Origin of the sequence: Yersinia sp. 2553 StPb PI (genome assembly GCF_052217105.1) — a bacterium.
In the GTDB taxonomy this organism is placed as follows: Bacteria; Pseudomonadota; Gammaproteobacteria; order Enterobacterales; family Enterobacteriaceae; genus Yersinia; species Yersinia enterocolitica_E.
The window spans coordinates 806,610-824,736 of record NZ_JAZGPX010000002.1 but is presented as its reverse complement, the minus strand read 5'-3'; the positions used below and the strand labels follow the sequence as shown (position 1 = coordinate 824,736).

Below are 18,127 nucleotides of genomic sequence, written 5' to 3'. Positions count from 1 at the left end.
TTGATTTAACGGCTTTGATAGATAATGGTAAATCAATAGCCACAGTAAAAAGAATGCCTACCAACCTGCTATTTTGGCACAGCCTGACTTAGAATAAATCCTCTTGGCCTGTAATCAGCGCCAAATGCCGGTTTTTCAGCCAAAAGGGCCCTATTTTTATGCTTTTCACCTTAAAAAAGTTTGTTGGCGGCTTATTAATGCCCCTGCCCTTGTTACTCATCATCATGGGGCTGGCACTAATTTTATTGTGGTTTACCCGCTGGCAGAAAAGTGGCAAAACACTTTTTGCGTTGAGTTGGCTGGTATTATTGCTTATTAGCCTGCAACCTGTCGCTGACCGCCTGCTATTGCCACTGGAAAAGTCATACCCGACTTATCAGGGAAACGACCCGGTAGATTACATTGTTGTGCTCGGTGGCGGCTACACGTTTAATCCGAATTGGGCACCAAGCGCCAATTTATTCGCAAATAGCCTGCCAAGAGTCACTGAGGGTGTCAGGCTGTATCGTGCACATCCTAACGCAAAAATGGTTTTTACTGGCAGTGCGGGTCCGAACAACCAAAGCAGTGCAACAACAGCAGCTCAGGTGGCAGAAAGCTTAGGTGTTCCGGTGGCGAATATTATTGCGTTAGAGCAACCGAAAGATACCGTTGAAGAAGCCGCGGCGGTGGCCACTCTGGTGGGTAATAAACCATTTTTGCTGGTCACCTCGGCAAATCATCTGCCCCGAGCGATTAAATTCTTTACCGCCATTGGGTTACATCCAATCCCCGCGCCTGCAAATCAGTTAGCCATCACCACGCCACTGCATAGCTGGGAGCGTGCTATTCCAGCAGCGGCTTATTTAGGCCACACCGAGCGTGCCTGGTATGAAACATTGGGGCTGTTGTGGCAAAAATTAAGCGGGGATAGCAAGGATGAATAATTTTGCTATTAATAACTCATTGTCACCCGTCAATATCCAATAGATTTCGAAATGCAGGAAGGCGGCAAGGGAAAAAATCCCGATGAGCTTACTTATTTTTTAAGGTCAAGAGCAGTAAGTGATTCGGGTTATTGAGCGCAGCCAACACACCAGCAACTTGAAAGATGAAGGATATTAATCTAGCCAAGGGAGAAGTTGCCTGGCGGCATTATCAAATACAGCACGATCCAGATTCCCGGTATGGATGAAGCGGGCCACCAGTTCCCAAAGGGTATAGAGCCATCGGCGGGCAACAAAGGATTCAGAGACCGGTGCTTTATTGAGATAACGATAGAATAGCTGACTAGGCATGCCCTCTTCGCTGAGGCGGAACAAGTCATACTCTCGTGGAGCCCACAACATCGGGCCAGGATTAAGCATCGCTAGCAACTGATCGCTGCGCGCATCTTTTAACATGCTGCGGAGAGTCAGGTTGCCGTGCACCAGCACTGAGCTGTCATCAAAACCGGCAAAAAGTGCCGTTAATGACGCCTTCGCACGGTAAAGTATTGCACGGTCTTCCAATGTCATAACCGGTGAATTCATATTAGACAAGGTCGCCCACAACACTTCAACTCGTTGCTGATACCAACTGAACCAATCATTTTCCTGGGTGCTATCAACATTACCCACACAACCGTGGCTATCAATGCGGTGCCATGCCAGCACACCTTCAACTATCTGATCCATCAAAGCATCCCAGCGCTCCCCCGTCCGAGTCGGTGCCTCCACCGAAACACCACGTAAACGCTCCATCAACAGAATTTCTTTATACGGGGATTGGTGGGTCATCACCAGTCCGTACACTGTGGGTAACCGGATATCACCTTCCCGAGCCAGCATGGAAAGTTTATACGCCTCTTGCTGTGCAATCCCCTGACAAACATAGCTCTTCGCCAGTAATGGGATTGCCTGCCCCTGCTGGTTATACATCGCGTACAGGTGGGCATAGGGCTGCTCGCTGATACGTTCGAGGCGGGTGATAGATTCCCCGAGCACCACACTTAATTCAGCTTTCAGTTGTTCCATTATGCTCAGTCCAATTATCTGGCGAAATTGATGGTTCATAATGGGATGACGGGCGGGAGATTTCCAGAATGCAGATCAACTATTATTGATAATAAAAATCAAACTATCGGATACAACGTAAAAACGCCAGGCCCAATTGGACCTGGCGCAAACAGTTCGGTGCCCGTAATGGTTACTGATGAAGCATGATAGCGCGCACCCGATCCAGATCAGCCTGAGTATCAACCCCAACCGTGGGTATCGCTTTTGCTACCGCGACGTGGATCTTTTCGCCATACCACAGTACTCGAAGTTGCTCTAATAGCTCGATTTGTTCGAGTTTGCTCGGCGCCCAATTAACATAACGGCGGATAAAACCTGCACGATAAGCATAGATACCAATATGGCGTAAGAAACAATCACCGATAGTCTCTTTTGACTGAGCAAAACGCTCTCTTTCCCATGGGATCGCCGCGCGGGAGAAATAGAGCGCGTAGCCTTGCTCATCCATCACCACTTTAACCGCATTAGGGTTAAATGCTTCTTCGCTACTTTCAATCGGCACCGCTAATGTTGCCATGCCAGCACGACAAGCGGCCAGATTATCAGCCACCTGACGGATAATTACCGGGGGTATCAGAGGTTCATCCCCTTGGACATTTACGATAATATCATCATCGGCAAAACCATATAGTTCAATAACTTCGGCTAAGCGCTCGGTGCCAGATTGATGATCGGTACGGGTCATACAGACCTCACCACCGGCAGCCTCAACGGCTCTCACCACCTCAGGATGATCTGTTGCCACAATCACCCGTGACGCGCCCGACGCCTTTGCTCGTTCCATCACATGAACTACCATCGGTTTGCCCGCAATATCAGCCAATGGCTTGCCGGGTAACCGGGTTGAAGCATATCGAGCGGGAATTATAGCGATGAAACTCATGCGTGCTTCTCATCAATTGACAGTGGGCGGGCTTCATTCTCCAACAATACCGGAATACCATCGCGCACCGGGTAAGCCAGATTGTCAGCTTTACATACCAATTCAAGGTTTTCTTTATTGAAATACAACTTGCCGTTGCAAACCGGACAGGCAACGATCTCGAGTAAACGGTGGTCCATACATCCTCCAGAATGGAGTTTAGCCAGCAGGAAAGTGCTCGAGGATACCATATCTGCTGAGGCAGGTTAACTGTACCGATGCTGCCTGCGCTATCAGCGATTAATAACAAGGAGTTATGTTAATTAGCAACTACATAAGTAAATATAGATAGCTATCTCGTGGGATAAATGCTGGTTTTGTTATTGATATGTTGAATAGCGAGGAGTAGAATTTTGTGATTCACATCACATAAATGGGCATGTCGAGTAAGAGATGAAAGTATTCCATAAAATTATTGCGCTGTTTGCTAACTTCAGCAACTAAGCCGCATAAAGACAAATAGAAGCACCTGCAAAAGCTGCCCGGCGACAAAGCAACCTGTCGAATAGAGGCCAAAAATACCCAAGGGTATAAATACAAACGGCTACCAAAAGGTAGCCGTTTGCTTAGAAAACGAGTTGATCGTCGTCGTTTACTTAGAAAGCGATCACATCTGCTGCTGACGGCCCGTGAATACTACGATAAGTAGAGAATTCAACGTCTTGCCCTTCACTGAGTGATTTATTTTTGGTGTTGGCGATAGCCGTCTTGCTGACATACACATCCAAACTACCATCGTGTGGCGAGATGAAACCGTAACCTTCTGATTGGTTGAACCATTTCACGCGACCCATTTTTAACGTCATAATAAATTTCCTTTTACTGGGCATCCTAACAACTCATTTTTATTTATTGTTTAGATGCAGTTGCCCATCCTAAAGTTTTCTGATTAAACCTCTATGAGCTTGATTTTATGAAAAAACCCGCATAAGTGCGGGCTTTAGAATTTTGCTATCCAGATCGATGATTAGCACATCGGCATCATCACTTTCTAAGATAATCTAAACATTATTTCTCTTAAATTACAGAGCAACAACGTTTGCAGCAGCCGGCCCGCGCGGGCTGTCTTGGATGGTATACTCAACACGCTGGCCTTCAGCCAAGGTTTTGAAACCATCAGTTGCGATCGCGGAGAAGTGAACAAACACATCTTTACCGCCATCATGCTGTTCAATAAAACCAAAACCTTTGCTTTCGTTGAACCACTTAACCTGACCTGTCTTCTTAGACATAAACTTCACCTTCAACTTCTTCTTTCAAATAACATTAAATCTGCCATAAGGCACTCGCGCTATGAGTAATAGCGGGCCTGCATCAGAACATTACTTATGGGAGTTACTATCAGAGATACTGGAAGGTTCGTCTTTGGATCGGCATCAACAAGATAACGTCTGGGAGGAACTGCTTTACTTTAGTCTCGAACACTCTTACACATAAATAGGTCTGTAGCACAGGCCAGCGGCTATTAACTCATAAAATACCATGCCGCGCAACTATTTTATCTGGGAAGGTAGTTCAGTAAGTAGCATCAATGGGATGCCACGCATAAAAAACCAATATTCTCCACTGCTTACCCCATTAATTATCGATATCAATCTAGACTAAAAACTGAATAAGCATGAAGGAGCTATCCGATTATGACTCACCCACCGTTTGTCCACCCCGATGAGATTCGCGCCAGATTCTCCAGTGCCATGTCGGATATGTATCAGGATGAAGTGCCGCTATACGGAGCCTTGTTACAACTGGTTGCTGATATCAACAACCAAACTATGGGTCAGCAACCGGAACTTACCCGCCATTTACGCCGGACCGGAGAGATTGAGCGCCTGAACATGGAACGACACGGTGCTATCCGAGTGGGAACCGCCGCTGAACTTGCGACCCTGCGCCGCCTGTTTGCGGTGATGGGTATGCTGCCTGTTGGTTATTATGACCTGGCCCCGGCTGGGGTTCCGGTTCACTCGACGGCATTCCGCGCTGTCCATGAAGCTTCGCTGCAAACCTGCCCATTTAGAATTTTCACCTCATTATTGCGCCTTGAATTAATTGAACAACCAGAGCTGCGGCAACAAGCTGCCGATATTCTGGCAAAAAGAGTGATATTTACTCCACGGGCTATCGAATTAATTACTCAGCATGAAATTTCCGGCGGGCTGACCAGCAATGAAGCCGATGACTTTATTGCTCAGTCATTAGAGACATTTCGCTGGCATAATCAAGCGACAGTAAGTGCTGATGTTTACCAACAACTGCACGATCAGCATCGTTTAATTGCCGATGTGGTGGCTTTCAAAGGACCCCATATTAACCACCTAACGCCACGAACGTTGCATATCGATGCCGTACAAATTGCGATGCCAGAACATCAGATTACCCCCAAAGCGGTGATCGAAGGGCCACCTCCGCGCCGCTGTCCAATATTATTACGGCAAACCAGTTTTAAAGCCCTTGAGGAACAGGTTTCGTTTGTCGCAACAGATGGTCGACTCACTCGAGGGCATCACACCGCCCGTTTTGGTGAAATAGAACAACGGGGGACAGCGCTGACAGCGAAGGGGCGTAATCTCTATGACTGCCTGCTACAGGCGGCACAAGATCAACTACAGGTTCCCGTAAATGAAAAAAATGCCCTGCAATACATGGCGATTCTCAAGGAGAAATTTAGCCAGTTCCCAGATGACTACCCGACAATGCGCGCTGAACAGCTCGCTTTCTTTCGCTATTTCCCTACCGAGAGAGGGCTAAGTACCCTTACTGAATCAATGCAAAACCTGACATTAGACCAATTGATTGACGGGGAATTTATCCAATATGAGCCGTTAGTTTATGAGGATTTTCTCCCCGTCAGCGCAGCAGGTATTTTTCAATCAAATTTAGGGGACAGTGGTCACAGCCAGTTTGCGGGGCACTCCAGCAAGCAGGATTTCCAGCGGGCGCTGGGAGCCACGGTAATTGATGAACTACAGCTATATGAAGAAACCCAGCAGCGCTCAATTGTGGCATGCGCGGCATCCCTCAAGCTAACACTGCTGAGTCTATAAAGTGGGCTACTTGGTGTGGCGTGATAATGCCTGAATGTTCAACAGCAATTGTTCAGCCTGATCCGGCGGTAACTGTGCATCTACCGGCAGGTACCACCAATTAGGCTGAGCAAAAGCCCGGCACTTGACTGCATCTTTTTCAGTCATCAATAATATTTGCGGGCCACTCGTTAGTGGACTAAGTTGTGCTAATGAATAATCCTGATGGTCAGCAAAAACATGCTTACTCTTAGGCTCAATACCCAGTAAATTCAGGGTAGTAAAGAACCGAGGAGGATGACCAATACCCGCCATTGCAACGACATGCTGGAGTTGCTGTGCGGGTAACCGCTCACCGCTAACCAGATTGACGGCCTGCCGCGCCACCAACTGCATCGGTATTTCTCCGCTGGCGGCAATACCACCATTGGTAATTACCGCATCCACTGAGTGCAAACGCCCCGCCCGTTCACGCATCGGGCCTGCCGGTAACCACCAACCATTACCGAAACGACGCACACCATCGATCACCACCAGCTCAAAATCACGCTGTAGCGCATAATGTTGCAATCCATCGTCGGTGATGATGAAGTCCAAAGTGTGAGCTTTTAGTAACGCTTTGATGGCATCTGAGCGCTTTGGTGAGACAGCGACCGGTGCCTGAGTACGTTGATATATCAGAACCGGCTCATCACCTGCCTGCACCGTGGATGTCTCATTGGATAGCAGTAGCGGATACACCGTAGATTTGCCCCCGTAGCCACGAGACACCACCCCAACACGGTAACCCCGTAGTTTTAGCTGTTCCACTAACCAGATTACGACCGGTGTCTTACCATTTCCGCCAGCAGTAAGGTTGCCGACAATAACCACCGGGACCGGTGAGCGCCAAGCAGAACGCCAGCCAAGAGAGTAACTGGCCCGGATAAGTGCTGTGACCGCACCGTATAACCAAGATAGTGGCAGCAGTAGCAGATACAGCCGAGACCGCCCAGACCAGATACGCTCAATCATTGGCCAAACTGCATACGATTAAGTTGGGCATAGGCACCATGTTGCGCCAACAACTCTGCATGTACACCACGCTCGACAATGCGCCCCTCTTCAATGACCAAAATTTCATCGGCTTTTTCAATCGTAGATAAGCGATGGGCAATAACCAATGAAGTACGGTTTTTCTGCAACTCATCCAATGCGGACTGAATCGCCCGTTCAGATTCAGTATCCAGCGCTGAGGTAGCTTCATCCAGAATCAATATCGGGCAATCTCGCAATAACGCACGAGCGATAGCGATACGCTGACGTTGCCCACCTGAGAGCATCACACCGTTCTCGCCAATAACAGTATCAAGGCCAAATTCCATTTTATTGATAAAATCCATGGCATATGCCATTCGGGCGGCTTCTTCGATTTCAGCGCGGCTATAGTGCTCGTCACGGGCATAAGCGATATTATTGGCAACCGTATCATTGAACAGATGAACATTTTGCGACACCAAGGCGACTTGGTTTCGCAAGGCACCAAGCCGATAATCACGCAAATCGTGCCCGTCCATCAAGATACTGCCTTCGCTGACATCATAGAACCGGGTCAGTAAATTGGCGATAGTTGACTTACCTGAGCCTGAACGCCCTACCAATGCCACGGTCTTACCCGCTTCAATGTGCATATTGATATCATTCAGTGCTGGGGTGTCTTTGCCTGGGTAGTAGAAAGTGACATGGCGGAATTCTATTTCGCCTTTAGCCCGCTCAACTTCCAGTTTCCCCTCGTCTTTTTCCTGTTCCATATCCAGAATAGCAAATAGCGTCTGACAAGCTGCCATCCCGCGCTGGAACTGTGCATTCACATTGGTAAGGGACTTCAACGGGCGCATCAGAGCAATCATTGCCGAGAACACCACAGTGATGGTACCCGCTGTCAGAGTTTCCATCACACTAGGGAAACTTGCCGCATACAGCACAAACGCCAACGCAAATGAAGCAATCAACTGAATGATGGGATCAGAAATGGAAGAAGCAGAAACCAGCTTCATCCCCTGCTGACGCATGCGATTACTGACGGTATCAAAACGCTCGGTTTCAACTTTCTGGCCACCAAAGATCAACACTTCTTTGTGCCCTTTCAGCATTTGCTCTGCACTGGTGGTCACTTCTCCCATGGTGCTTTGCATATTTTTACTGATATTACGAAAACGCTTAGAGACTAACCGGATAGAAACAGAAACAATCGGTGCAATGACGATTAAAATCAGCGACAACTGCCAGCTGTAATAAAACATCATGATAAACAAACCGATAATAGAGGCCCCTTCACGCACCACTGTAACCAATGCGCCAGAAGACGATGCCGCTACCTGCTCAGAATCATAGGTAATACGGGACAACAACGTGCCAGTCGATTGCTGGTCAAAGAAGGATACCGGCATCCCCATCATATGGCTAAATAAGCGGCGACGGATGAACATCACGACTTGACCAGAGACCCATGAGATACAATAGCTAGAAATAAAGCCGGTTATTCCACGAACCACCATCAAACCGATAACAGCCAACGGCATCCATTTTAAAATTGAGCTATTCGCTTTACCAAAACCATCATCGAGCAAAGGTTTCAGTAACGACAGCATAAACGTGTCACTGGCGGCATTAAGGATTAATGCTATCGCCGCGACAACAAGACCGGTCTTATAAGGAGAGATCATTGGCCAGAGGCGACGGAACGTCTGCCATGTGGATAGATCTTTATCATTCATCATGCAAATACCAGCACCAGAAGAAATAGCGGCCCATTCTACTCATTATGGCCTCCAACGCCAAACCGCTGGTGATACCAACGTGGCATTATTTGTTCCCGATAGCCCCTAATTTGCCAACTATCGCTGTAAAAATACACAGTTAGCTGTCCGGATACCGAGGTATCACGCCAAATAATGCTATTTTTTTGATAGCGTTTAATCACTTTTTTAGCTGGCAGGTGCCATTGGTTATAGCGTGCAGCGGAAGCAAAAGCCAATTCTGGCTTCACTGCCCGCAAAAATGGGCCGGTTGAAGAGGTATTGCTGCCATGGTGGGGAACTTGCAGCAATGTTGAGGCTAGCTTAGCACGATAATTTTTAACTAACTGCCGCTCTCCCCGTGTTTCAAGGTCGCCCGTCAATAACAGACTGTGTTTGCCATCATCAATGCGAATAACACATGAGTCATCATTTTGGGCGTTAATCACATGAGTTCTTGGCCATAAAACCTCAAAATTTAAATTTTGCCATTGCCATTTCACGCCTTGCTGACAGGGCAAACCCGCTATCGGGCCAGTTAAGGAGAAAGGTGCACGGATTTTCGCCTGCGGGAATGCCGCCTTTAACTCAGCTAGCCCTCCGGTGTGATCAAGATGATCATGGCTAAGGATAATTTGCTCAACCACAATGCCCCGCCAACGTAAATAAGGGAGAATAACCGCAGCTGCCATGCTACTGGTGTGCCAACGATTGCCCGTATCAAAGATAATTGCTTTCCCTGCGCGTTCTATCACTATTGCCAGACCGTGCCCAATATCCAACATATCAACACGCCAGCGATAATCATCACGCCGCTGAGTGAATAACACCAAATTGACACACAGGACTACCACCCCAATTGGATAGCTGCGCCACCACTGAAAACGCCAAATAAGTATTACCAGCCACCCCGCATAAGCCACGGCAACGGATGCTAACCCAGTATGCAACCAACCGGTTTTTAGATGATTGAGTGGCCAGAGTACCGCGCAAAGCGATATATCGGCCAAGAACCAAAACAGGCCAGCTACGGTAGGCAATGGTATGCAGGCCAAGGCCAACAATACGCAAGGCACAGTAAGCAGGGATATGATAGGCACTGCCCACAAATTTGCAGGGATAGAAAACAAGCTGACGCCATGAAATAGGCCTATCTGCAGTGGCATCAATAGTAGCATCATACCAAATTGTAAATGGAACCAGCGGATAATCAGCCCAAGCCATCCGCCCCTAAAACGCTGAGTAATTGGCACCCAATAGAACCAACATATCAGACTGAATACCGCCAGACAGGAGAGCCAAAAACTGTCTGATAGTACCGCCAGTGGTTCACTAAGTAATATTAACGCCAACACCCAGAGCCACACTTGCCAGGCGCTGCATAAAATACCGAACAACCTCAGCAGTAACCATAGGGTTAATGCTATAGCCGCCCTCATCGCGGGTGGATTCGCGCCCGCCAACCAAACATAAACCATTGCCACAAACCAGCCAATCAGCAGCGGGAACACGGGCCCTACCCAACTAACGGGTAGAAAGAACTGGATCCCACGAGCCAGTATCCCGCCAAACAGCGCCGCTAGCCCGATGTGCAAACCCGATATCGCCATCAGGTGCGCCGTTCCGGTATTACGAAAAAGTGCCCACTGGCGTGTGTTCAACTGTTCTCTTTCACCAAAAGCTAAAGCTAGCAGTATCTGCCGCTGGTCATACTGCTGTAGCTGCTGTTCAATAACACTGATGGCCCGCTGGCGGAGATTACAATGAGCATCACGCAATTCAGCCTTAATCACTCGCCCTTGCAATGGACGCTGGTTGGCTATAGCCCAGCGTTGGCTATCAAACCCCCCTTCATTGAGTAAGCTATGCACCGCCCGCATTCGTAGCCTCAACACCCATTGCTGCCCAGCACAATAGCGCTCAAGCTTCTCCGGCCACTTTACTGATACTGCAATCGGCGGAAATACTCTTTGCCCATTAACTTGCTGAATGCCCAACAGGACCTTATTCCCTTCTCCCCATGTCAGATAGGCATTCTTTATAGTGGCGATAACTTGCTGCTCACCTTGAGTTAACGCCTCAATTTGCATTAATACCCTATTTCCGTGCCAACTTCCCCACGCAAAACTGATGATGACTAATGCCACGCATTGCCAGTAGATACGCCCACTTAACCATACCAGTCCCCCCAACACTAGCAGCCCCACAATGATGAGAGTTCCTGGCAACTGAGGTAGAAAAATAAGGGGTAAGAAGCCAATGGCAATAGCGGCCGCAGCATGATCGATTGATAAAGTGATAAGAAGCCATCCCTTGTATTACTGCCAGATAGCCTCATTGCCATCCGCTTGCCTCATCGTGAATATGCTGATTTTCTCTGTTGATGGATGATGCAGCCAGTACAAAAAGTGGAAGTTCAGAGCGGCTTCGCGGATAGTTTAATCTTGTTACATAGCTAACAACGCCTATGCGGAATGTATCGAAAATAAAGCTGAGCTTATTACAGGTAAAAGGGAGATAGAGATAGAGATAGAGATAGAGATAGAGATAGAGATAGAGATAGAGATAGAGATAGATGAGGGTATTTGAATAAGTGAATAAACAATATTTAATCTATTCGTTATAAGGTTTTAATATATATTCAGCTAATTTTAGCGCGTGACATTAGAAAGAAAAAAAGAAAAACGGTGCCATTAGGCACCGTTTCTTATCAGCGTTTATACCTTTTATAATCAGCGTCATAGCAGTATTAGCTATGACACCAATGATTTAGGTATAGATAATAACGCGGTAAGTTGTAACCAACTTAACCGTAGATATTAGCGCGATCACGCAATTCTTTACCTGGCTTAAAGTGTGGAACGTACTTACCTTCCAATTCAACTTTAGCGCCAGTCTTTGGATTACGGCCAACACGCGGAGCACGGTAGTGAAGAGAAAAACTGCCAAATCCTCGGATCTCAATGCGCTCACCTTCAGCTAGTGTTCCAGCCATATGTTCAAGCATTTCTTTCACTGCATCCTCAACGGCTTTAGCCGGTACATGAGATTGCTGGCCAGCAAGTCTTTCAATAAGTTCAGACTTGGTCATATTACCTCCAAGCTTTGCAGCTAAACTACCGTATAGGGGCGGAAAAACCGCCCCCCGTTATTACTCGCCTTTTGCAGCTTTGAACGCTTCTGCCATTGCGCTAGAGAAGTTACCTTCTTCTGGCTTGTTGTTAACTGTAGCAATAGCATCTTTCTCATCAGCTTCGTCTTTAGCACGAACAGACAGGCTGATTACGCGGTTTTTACGGTCAACGCCAGTATATTTGGCTTCAACTTCATCACCGACGTTCAGAACCAGCGTCGCATCTTCAACGCGGTCGCGAGTTGCTTCGGAAGCACGCAGATAACCTTCTACGCCGCCTGCCAATTCAACTGTAGCACCTTTAGCGTCAACTGCAGTTACTTTACCAGTAACAATAGCACCTTTCTTGTTAACAGACAGGTAGTTATTGAACGGGTCTTCTGCCAGTTGTTTCACGCCCAGGGAGATGCGCTCACGTTCTGCGTCAACTTGCAGAACCACAGCTGCGATTTCGTCGCCTTTCTTATATTCACGAACTGCTTCTTCGCCTGCAACGTTCCAGGAGATGTCAGACAGGTGAACCAGGCCGTCGATGCCGCCGTCCAAGCCGATGAAGATACCGAAGTCAGTGATAGACTTGATTTTACCTTCAACGCGGTCGTTTTTGTTGTGAGTTTCTGCAAACAGCTGCCATGGGTTAGATTTGCACTGTTTCAGGCCCAGAGAAATACGACGACGTTCTTCATCGATGTCCAGAACCATAACTTCCACTACGTCGCCAACGTTAACAACTTTAGACGGGTGAATGTTTTTGTTGGTCCAATCCATTTCTGAAACGTGTACCAAACCTTCAACGCCTTCTTCGATTTCTACGAAGCAGCCGTAATCAGTCAGGTTAGTTACACGACCAGTCAGCTTGGTGCTTTCTGGGTAACGTTTAGCGATAGCAACCCATGGATCTTCGCCAAGCTGTTTCAAGCCCAGGGATACACGAGTACGTTCGCGGTCGAATTTCAGAACTTTAACAGTGATTTCGTCGCCCACATTGACAATTTCGCTTGGGTGTTTAACACGTTTCCAAGCCATGTCAGTAATGTGCAGCAAGCCATCAACGCCACCCAGATCAACGAATGCACCGTAGTCAGTCAGGTTCTTAACGATACCCTTAACTTCCATGCCTTCTTGCAGGTTTTCCAGCAATTGATCACGCTCAGCGCTGTTCTCAGATTCGATAACTGCACGACGAGAAACAACGACGTTGTTGCGTTTCTGATCAAGCTTGATGACTTTGAACTCAAGCTCTTTGCCTTCCAGATGCAGAGTATCGCGAACTGGGCGCACATCAACCAGTGAACCAGGCAGGAACGCACGGATACCGTTCAGTTCGACTGTAAAGCCGCCCTTCACTTTGCCGTTGATCACACCAGTAACGGTTGCAGCTTCTTCGTAAGCTTTTTCCAGCATCAGCCATGCTTCGTGACGCTTAGCTTTTTCACGGGACAGCAGAGTTTCACCGAAGCCGTCTTCAACAGCGTCCAGAGCAACGTCAACTTCGTCACCAACTTGAATTTCCAGTTCGCCTTGCGCGTTCTTGAACTGTTCTGCTGGAATTGCTGACTCAGATTTCAGACCGGCGTCAACCAGTACGATATCTTTATCGATAGAAACAACAACACCACGGACGATAGAGCCCGGACGTGTTTCAATTGTTTTCAGGGATTCTTCAAAGAGTTGAGCAAAAGATTCTGTCATGTTAATAATCTTCAGGATTCTTAAGTTTAACGTCCATCTAGCATCCCGCCGGATGGGGTTGTTTCACATGCCTCGCCACAGATCCTTGCAGCAAGGTTAAAGTGCTCATCAAAAATAATTTTAATTAAAAAATAAATCGTTGAGAGCTCAGAACTGACCGCATTGTCGTTATTTTTTCAACGGCAACGCTAAAATTCGTTGGGCATAAGCCAGCGCCTGTTCGATCACCTGCTCGATGGACATACTGGTTGAATCCAGTACCAACGCATCCGCCGCAGGGACTAAAGGTGCAATAGACCGGTTACGATCACGAGAGTCTCGCTCCTGTATCTCAGCCAAAAGACGTTCAAAGTTAACATTAAACCCCTTTTCCTGCAACTGTAGCATACGTCGGTGCGCGCGTTCTTGCGAACTTGCATCAAGAAATATTTTCACCGGCGCATCAGGGAAGACCACCGTCCCCATATCGCGACCATCGGCAATCAGGCCCGGTGCTTCACGAAATGCTCGCTGGCGGCGTAGTAATGCCTCACGGACTCGCGGGAAAGCCGCCGCCTGAGATGCAGTATTCCCTACAGTTTCGGTGCGGATTTCATTGCTGACATCCTCACCTTCTAAAATCACTTTTAACTGCCCATTCTGTGAGACAAAACGAACATCGAGATGTGCGGCAAGTGGAACCAATGCCTCTTCGGTGCTGATATCAACCTGATGATGCAGGGCTGCTAACGCCAAAACCCGGTAAATCGCACCCGAATCCAGCAAGCGCCAGTTCAACGATTCAGCCAAAGCTTTGCAAAGCGTACCTTTACCTGCACCACTTGGTCCATCAACGGTTATCACCGGGGCTATCGCCGTCATTTCTCTCTCCTTTCGGTAGGCAAAACCTCTTGTCTACCCAGCAGGGCAAACACAGGAGCAGCATTATACGCCGCATCGATGTGAACTGTTACCCTCGCGTGGTTCAGTTGCTGAAAATAAAACCATAAGCCGTGGCTGGAGTGTAGAAGAGATGTGAAAGATAGCCAGAAAAAACATTTATTCTTATTTGCCAATAAAGAAAAGTGCTATCCGTCTATAAAATAGGGAATGGGTACCGACTGGTACCCATTAGAGGTCAATAAATTCGGCGCAAAAAGGTCAGGCTGTCTGGCTCAGATTGGCCAATTGTTCAAAGTAGTCAGGGAAGGTTTTAGCGGTGCATTGAGGGTCAAGAATCGTCACCGGAGTATCAGATAACGCCACCAGTGAGAAGCACATCGCCATACGGTGGTCATTGTAAGTCCCTATTTCAGCGGCAATTAATTGCACGGGTGGCACCACACGAATATAGTCTTCACCTTCTTCAACTTCCGCACCCACTTTTCTCAGCTCAGTGGCCATCGCAGATAAGCGGTCAGTCTCTTTTACCCGCCAGTTATAGATATTACGAATAACCGTCGGGCCATTGGCAAACAGTGCGGTGGTAGCAATGGTCATGGCCGCATCAGGAATGTGATTCATATCCATATCGATACCCTGTAATTCGCCACGGCTACATTCTATATAGTCATCACCCCAGCTAATTTTTGCGCCCATTTTTTCCAGCACATCAGCAAATTTGGTATCACCCTGCACGCTTTTTTTACCGATACCCGTAACACGCACGGTGCCACCTTTAATTGCCGCGGCGGCTAAGAAATAGGACGCAGAAGACGCATCGCCCTCAACCAAATAAGTACCCGGAGTGCGATATGTCTGGCCGCTTTTTATATGAAACAGTTGATAGTTCTCATGCACCACATCAACACCGAAGGCTTTCATCAGATGCAGGGTAATATCGATGTATGGCTTAGAGACCAGAGTGCCTTGAATCTGAATGTCGGTATCTTGCTCAGCCAAGGGGGCAGTCATCAGCAATGCTGTCAGAAATTGGCTGGAGACACTACCATCAACGGTCAGTTTTCCACCACGGAAACCACCACGTAAGCGCAACGGCGGGTAGCTCTCTTGCTCCAGATAATCAATCTGCGCCCCGCCCTGACGCAAGGCATCAACCAAGTGGCCAATTGGCCGCTCTTTCATCCGCGGTTCACCGGTTAGTACGATGTCGCTGTTACCTAAGCAAAGTGCCGCAGCCAATGGGCGCATTGCCGTGCCCGCATTGCCTAAGAACAGTTCCAAGGGTTGGTCTGCGACCAATTTGCCACCTACACCATCCACTTCACATTGAGTGCGATCAGCCGAAAGGCGGAAATTCACCCCCAATGCCTGCAAGGCATCGAGCATATGGCGAATGTCGTCACTGTCTAACAAGTTATTCAGCTGGGTCGTCCCTTCGGCCAGCGCTGCCAGAAGAAGTGCACGGTTAGAAACACTTTTAGAACCGGGTAAGTTAACGGTGCCATTGATCAGAGCAATGGGTTGTAAAGTCAGGGATTCCAACATGGGAAAAGCACTCTCCAGTCTTCTGTGTGCAAATAAATATATTTTAAATAAGGGTGATAACTCAGTCTGAGCAGACAAACATCCGCCCGGAGGAATCAACCATGGCGGCGTTCAAAGTCAGCCATAAAATCTGTTAAGACTTTAACGCCTTCAATTGGCATCGCATTATAAATCGATGCCCGCATCCCACCAGCAACACGATGGCCTTTTAAGGCTTGCAAACCCTGCTCTTGTGCCTCGCTAAGGAACACTTTATCCAAGGAGGCATCCTTCATTTGGAATGGCACATTCATCAAAGAGCGGTTGGCGTGAGCCACCTGATTGCGATAGAAACCGGTCTTATCGATCGCACCATACAATAGATCAGCTTTCGCCTGATTACGTTTTTCCATTTCAACCAAACCGCCCTGCTCCTTCAGCCATTTAAACACCAGACCAGAGAGATACCAGGCAAAAGTTGGCGGCGTATTGAACATGGAATCGTTATCGGCCAGCACCTTATAATCAAGGATCGATGGCAATTCAGTGCGAGCTTTACCTAATAAGTCGTCGCGCACGATAACCACTGTCAGGCCAGCGGGACCGATGTTTTTCTGGGCGCCAGCATAAATGACACCATAGCGACTGACATCAATCGGGCGAGAAAGGATAGATGATGAGTAATCGGCAACGACAATTTTATCGCCAAAATCCGGCTCTTCTTTGATAGCCAGCCCATCAATGGTTTCATTTGGGCAATAATGTACATAAGCAGCATTATCACTCAACTGCCATTGCTTCATCGGCAAAATACCCGTTAGACTATTTTCGTGGGTTGTCACGTCGATAACGTTAGGGACACAGTATTTTTGTGCTTCTTTGACTGCACTGTGTGCCCAATAGCCGCCGTCAATATAATCAGCACTGTTGTTGTCGCCGAGTAAATTCAATGGCACTGCGGCAAACTGCGCGCGCGCGCCACCATGGCAAAATAACACTTTATAATTGGCCGGAATTCGTAACAGATCACGCAGATCTTCTTCTGCGTCTTCAGCAACCTGAATAAATTCCTTACTCCGGTGACTGATCTCCATCACCGATGTCCCCAAGCCATGCCAGTTACGTAATTCCTGTTCCGCACGACGTAAAACTTCAACCGGTAACATCGCAGGCCCTGCGCTAAAATTATAAACTTGTGTCATTTCCCCTCACCACACTCAACTGAGATTGCCATCGTTATCATTACTCGGTTTTATCATTCGAGTCCGCCTGCTGCAACGGTTATTCACTGGCAAGGGAGAAACTCTCACCCCCTGCGATAGCAGGCTGTGCGTTATCCTGTCATTAATTTGGAATTATTCACCAAAAGCTACCGAACCAAGGTGTTAGCGCACGATAGATGACTCATTTTGCTCGTTGATGGTCCAAAGCTTCAACCCAGTGGTGGTGACCACAACGTTGGCAGGTTTTCTCTGCACCGCTGGATAACGCCACTATCAGGCTGCACTGGCTACAGGCATACTCCGCAGGTTTTTCAATGGTGACCAAGGGGTTAACACAGCATTTAGGTAATACCGGCAAACCGGGTTTGACATGTTCTTGCGCGAAGAAAAACACACTGATTGCACCATTGACTTCCAGGATGGCCAGCCGTACCTGACCAAGATGCTCGACGCCTTGTTGGCGCAACTCCATAAAAAACTCATCATGGGTAATATTTTCCTGCTGCATGGTTTCCCAAACAAATATCCCATCACTGATGATGATCAACGGCTTCCCTTCCATCCACTGCTGTATTTTTTCGCTGCGTGACATCAAGAAAGTAGAGAGGCGGTACAAAATCATAATGCAGATAAATACCATTACGACTGGCAACATCGGCACATCTTCATAAAAAGTGACATCACCCGCAGCGGATCCCAATGTCAAAATGATCACGACTTCAAATAGCGACATCTGCCGCACGCCACGGCGACCACTCAGTTTGAGGAATAAAAAAACCAAGACAAAGGTGAATAAACAGCGCATGCCCACTTCGGCCAAGAATTCGATGGGGAATTTATCCAGTGCCATTCGTTTGAGATCAAATGTTTGCATTTATAGTTGCCCAATAACTTTTTGATTCATTAAAGATAGTC

Annotated in this window: 16 protein-coding genes; 2 read left to right on the top strand and 14 right to left on the bottom strand. The window is 47.7% G+C overall.

What is annotated here, in order from left to right; all coding sequences use genetic code 11:
* The first annotated feature begins 158 nt into the window (after nt 1-158).
* A complete protein-coding gene (elyC, locus tag V2A84_RS04960) occupies nt 159-926 on the top strand; it encodes an envelope biogenesis factor ElyC (protein ID WP_083158445.1) in 768 nt (255 codons plus the stop codon).
* A 174-nt stretch (nt 927-1,100) separates the two neighbouring features.
* On the opposite strand, the gene V2A84_RS04955 is transcribed toward elyC, so the two are convergent.
* The 5 genes from V2A84_RS04955 to cspE form a co-directional block, all read right to left on the bottom strand.
* Nucleotides 1,101-1,994 carry a YcbJ family phosphotransferase gene (locus V2A84_RS04955; protein ID WP_083158444.1) on the bottom strand — a complete coding sequence of 298 codons (894 nt, stop codon included), beginning with the start codon at nt 1,992-1,994 and terminating at the stop codon, nt 1,101-1,103.
* Nucleotides 1,995-2,166: 172 nt separating this feature from the next.
* Complete coding sequence (kdsB, locus tag V2A84_RS04950; protein WP_083158443.1) at nt 2,167-2,919, bottom strand: 3-deoxy-manno-octulosonate cytidylyltransferase; 753 nt, start codon at nt 2,917-2,919, stop codon at nt 2,167-2,169.
* On the bottom strand, nt 2,916-3,098 hold the full coding sequence (locus V2A84_RS04945) for a Trm112 family protein (protein WP_004700032.1): 183 nt from the start codon (nt 3,096-3,098) through the stop codon (nt 2,916-2,918). The genes kdsB and V2A84_RS04945 overlap by 4 nt, the downstream gene beginning before the upstream one ends.
* A 456-nt stretch (nt 3,099-3,554) precedes the next feature.
* Nucleotides 3,555-3,764, bottom strand: coding sequence for a cold-shock protein (locus tag V2A84_RS04940; RefSeq protein WP_005159937.1), 210 nt, complete (start codon nt 3,762-3,764; stop codon nt 3,555-3,557).
* A gap of 216 nt (nt 3,765-3,980) precedes the next feature.
* A complete protein-coding gene (cspE, locus tag V2A84_RS04935; protein WP_032906172.1) occupies nt 3,981-4,190 on the bottom strand; it encodes a transcription antiterminator/RNA stability regulator CspE in 210 nt (69 codons plus the stop codon).
* Between the two features lie 405 nt (nt 4,191-4,595).
* Here cspE and hglS point away from each other — a divergent pair, with 405 nt between their 5' ends.
* Nucleotides 4,596-6,002 carry a 2-oxoadipate dioxygenase/decarboxylase HglS gene (gene hglS / locus V2A84_RS04930; RefSeq protein ID WP_083158442.1) on the top strand — a complete coding sequence of 469 codons (1,407 nt, stop codon included), beginning with the start codon at nt 4,596-4,598 and terminating at the stop codon, nt 6,000-6,002.
* 6 nt (nt 6,003-6,008) lie between these two features.
* Here the strand turns inward: hglS and lpxK are convergent, their stop codons facing one another.
* The 9 genes from lpxK to V2A84_RS04885 all read right to left on the bottom strand — a co-directional run bounded on the left by lpxK (nt 6,009) and on the right by V2A84_RS04885 (nt 18,086).
* Nucleotides 6,009-6,995, bottom strand: a complete 987-nt coding sequence (lpxK, locus tag V2A84_RS04925) for a tetraacyldisaccharide 4'-kinase (protein WP_083158441.1) — start codon at nt 6,993-6,995, stop codon at nt 6,009-6,011.
* Nucleotides 6,992-8,740: a lipid A ABC transporter ATP-binding protein/permease MsbA gene (gene msbA, locus V2A84_RS04920; RefSeq protein WP_083158440.1), complete on the bottom strand. Its 1,749-nt coding sequence runs from the start codon at nt 8,738-8,740 to the stop codon at nt 6,992-6,994. The genes lpxK and msbA overlap by 4 nt, the downstream gene beginning before the upstream one ends.
* Nucleotides 8,741-8,775: 35 nt before the next feature.
* Nucleotides 8,776-11,058, bottom strand: a complete 2,283-nt coding sequence (locus V2A84_RS04915; RefSeq protein WP_083158439.1) for a ComEC family protein — start codon at nt 11,056-11,058, stop codon at nt 8,776-8,778.
* Nucleotides 11,059-11,564: 506 nt separating this feature from the next.
* Nucleotides 11,565-11,849, bottom strand: coding sequence for an integration host factor subunit beta (gene ihfB, locus V2A84_RS04910; protein ID WP_005184672.1), 285 nt, complete (start codon nt 11,847-11,849; stop codon nt 11,565-11,567).
* Between the two features lie 60 nt (nt 11,850-11,909).
* Nucleotides 11,910-13,583, bottom strand: a complete 1,674-nt coding sequence (rpsA, locus tag V2A84_RS04905) for a 30S ribosomal protein S1 (protein ID WP_004391091.1) — start codon at nt 13,581-13,583, stop codon at nt 11,910-11,912.
* Between the two features lie 168 nt (nt 13,584-13,751).
* Nucleotides 13,752-14,444, bottom strand: a complete 693-nt coding sequence (gene cmk, locus V2A84_RS04900) for a (d)CMP kinase (protein ID WP_050084945.1) — start codon at nt 14,442-14,444, stop codon at nt 13,752-13,754.
* 279 nt (nt 14,445-14,723) lie between these two features.
* Nucleotides 14,724-16,010, bottom strand: a complete 1,287-nt coding sequence (gene aroA, locus V2A84_RS04895) for a 3-phosphoshikimate 1-carboxyvinyltransferase (RefSeq protein ID WP_083158438.1) — start codon at nt 16,008-16,010, stop codon at nt 14,724-14,726.
* 95 nt (nt 16,011-16,105) lie between these two features.
* A complete protein-coding gene (gene serC / locus V2A84_RS04890; RefSeq protein ID WP_083158437.1) occupies nt 16,106-17,191 on the bottom strand; it encodes a 3-phosphoserine/phosphohydroxythreonine transaminase in 1,086 nt (361 codons plus the stop codon).
* Nucleotides 17,192-17,393: 202 nt separating this feature from the next.
* Nucleotides 17,394-18,086 (bottom strand): DUF421 domain-containing protein, encoded by a 693-nt coding sequence (locus V2A84_RS04885; protein ID WP_083158436.1) that lies wholly within the window; start codon nt 18,084-18,086, stop codon nt 17,394-17,396.
* Between the last annotated feature and the right edge of the window lie 41 nt (nt 18,087-18,127).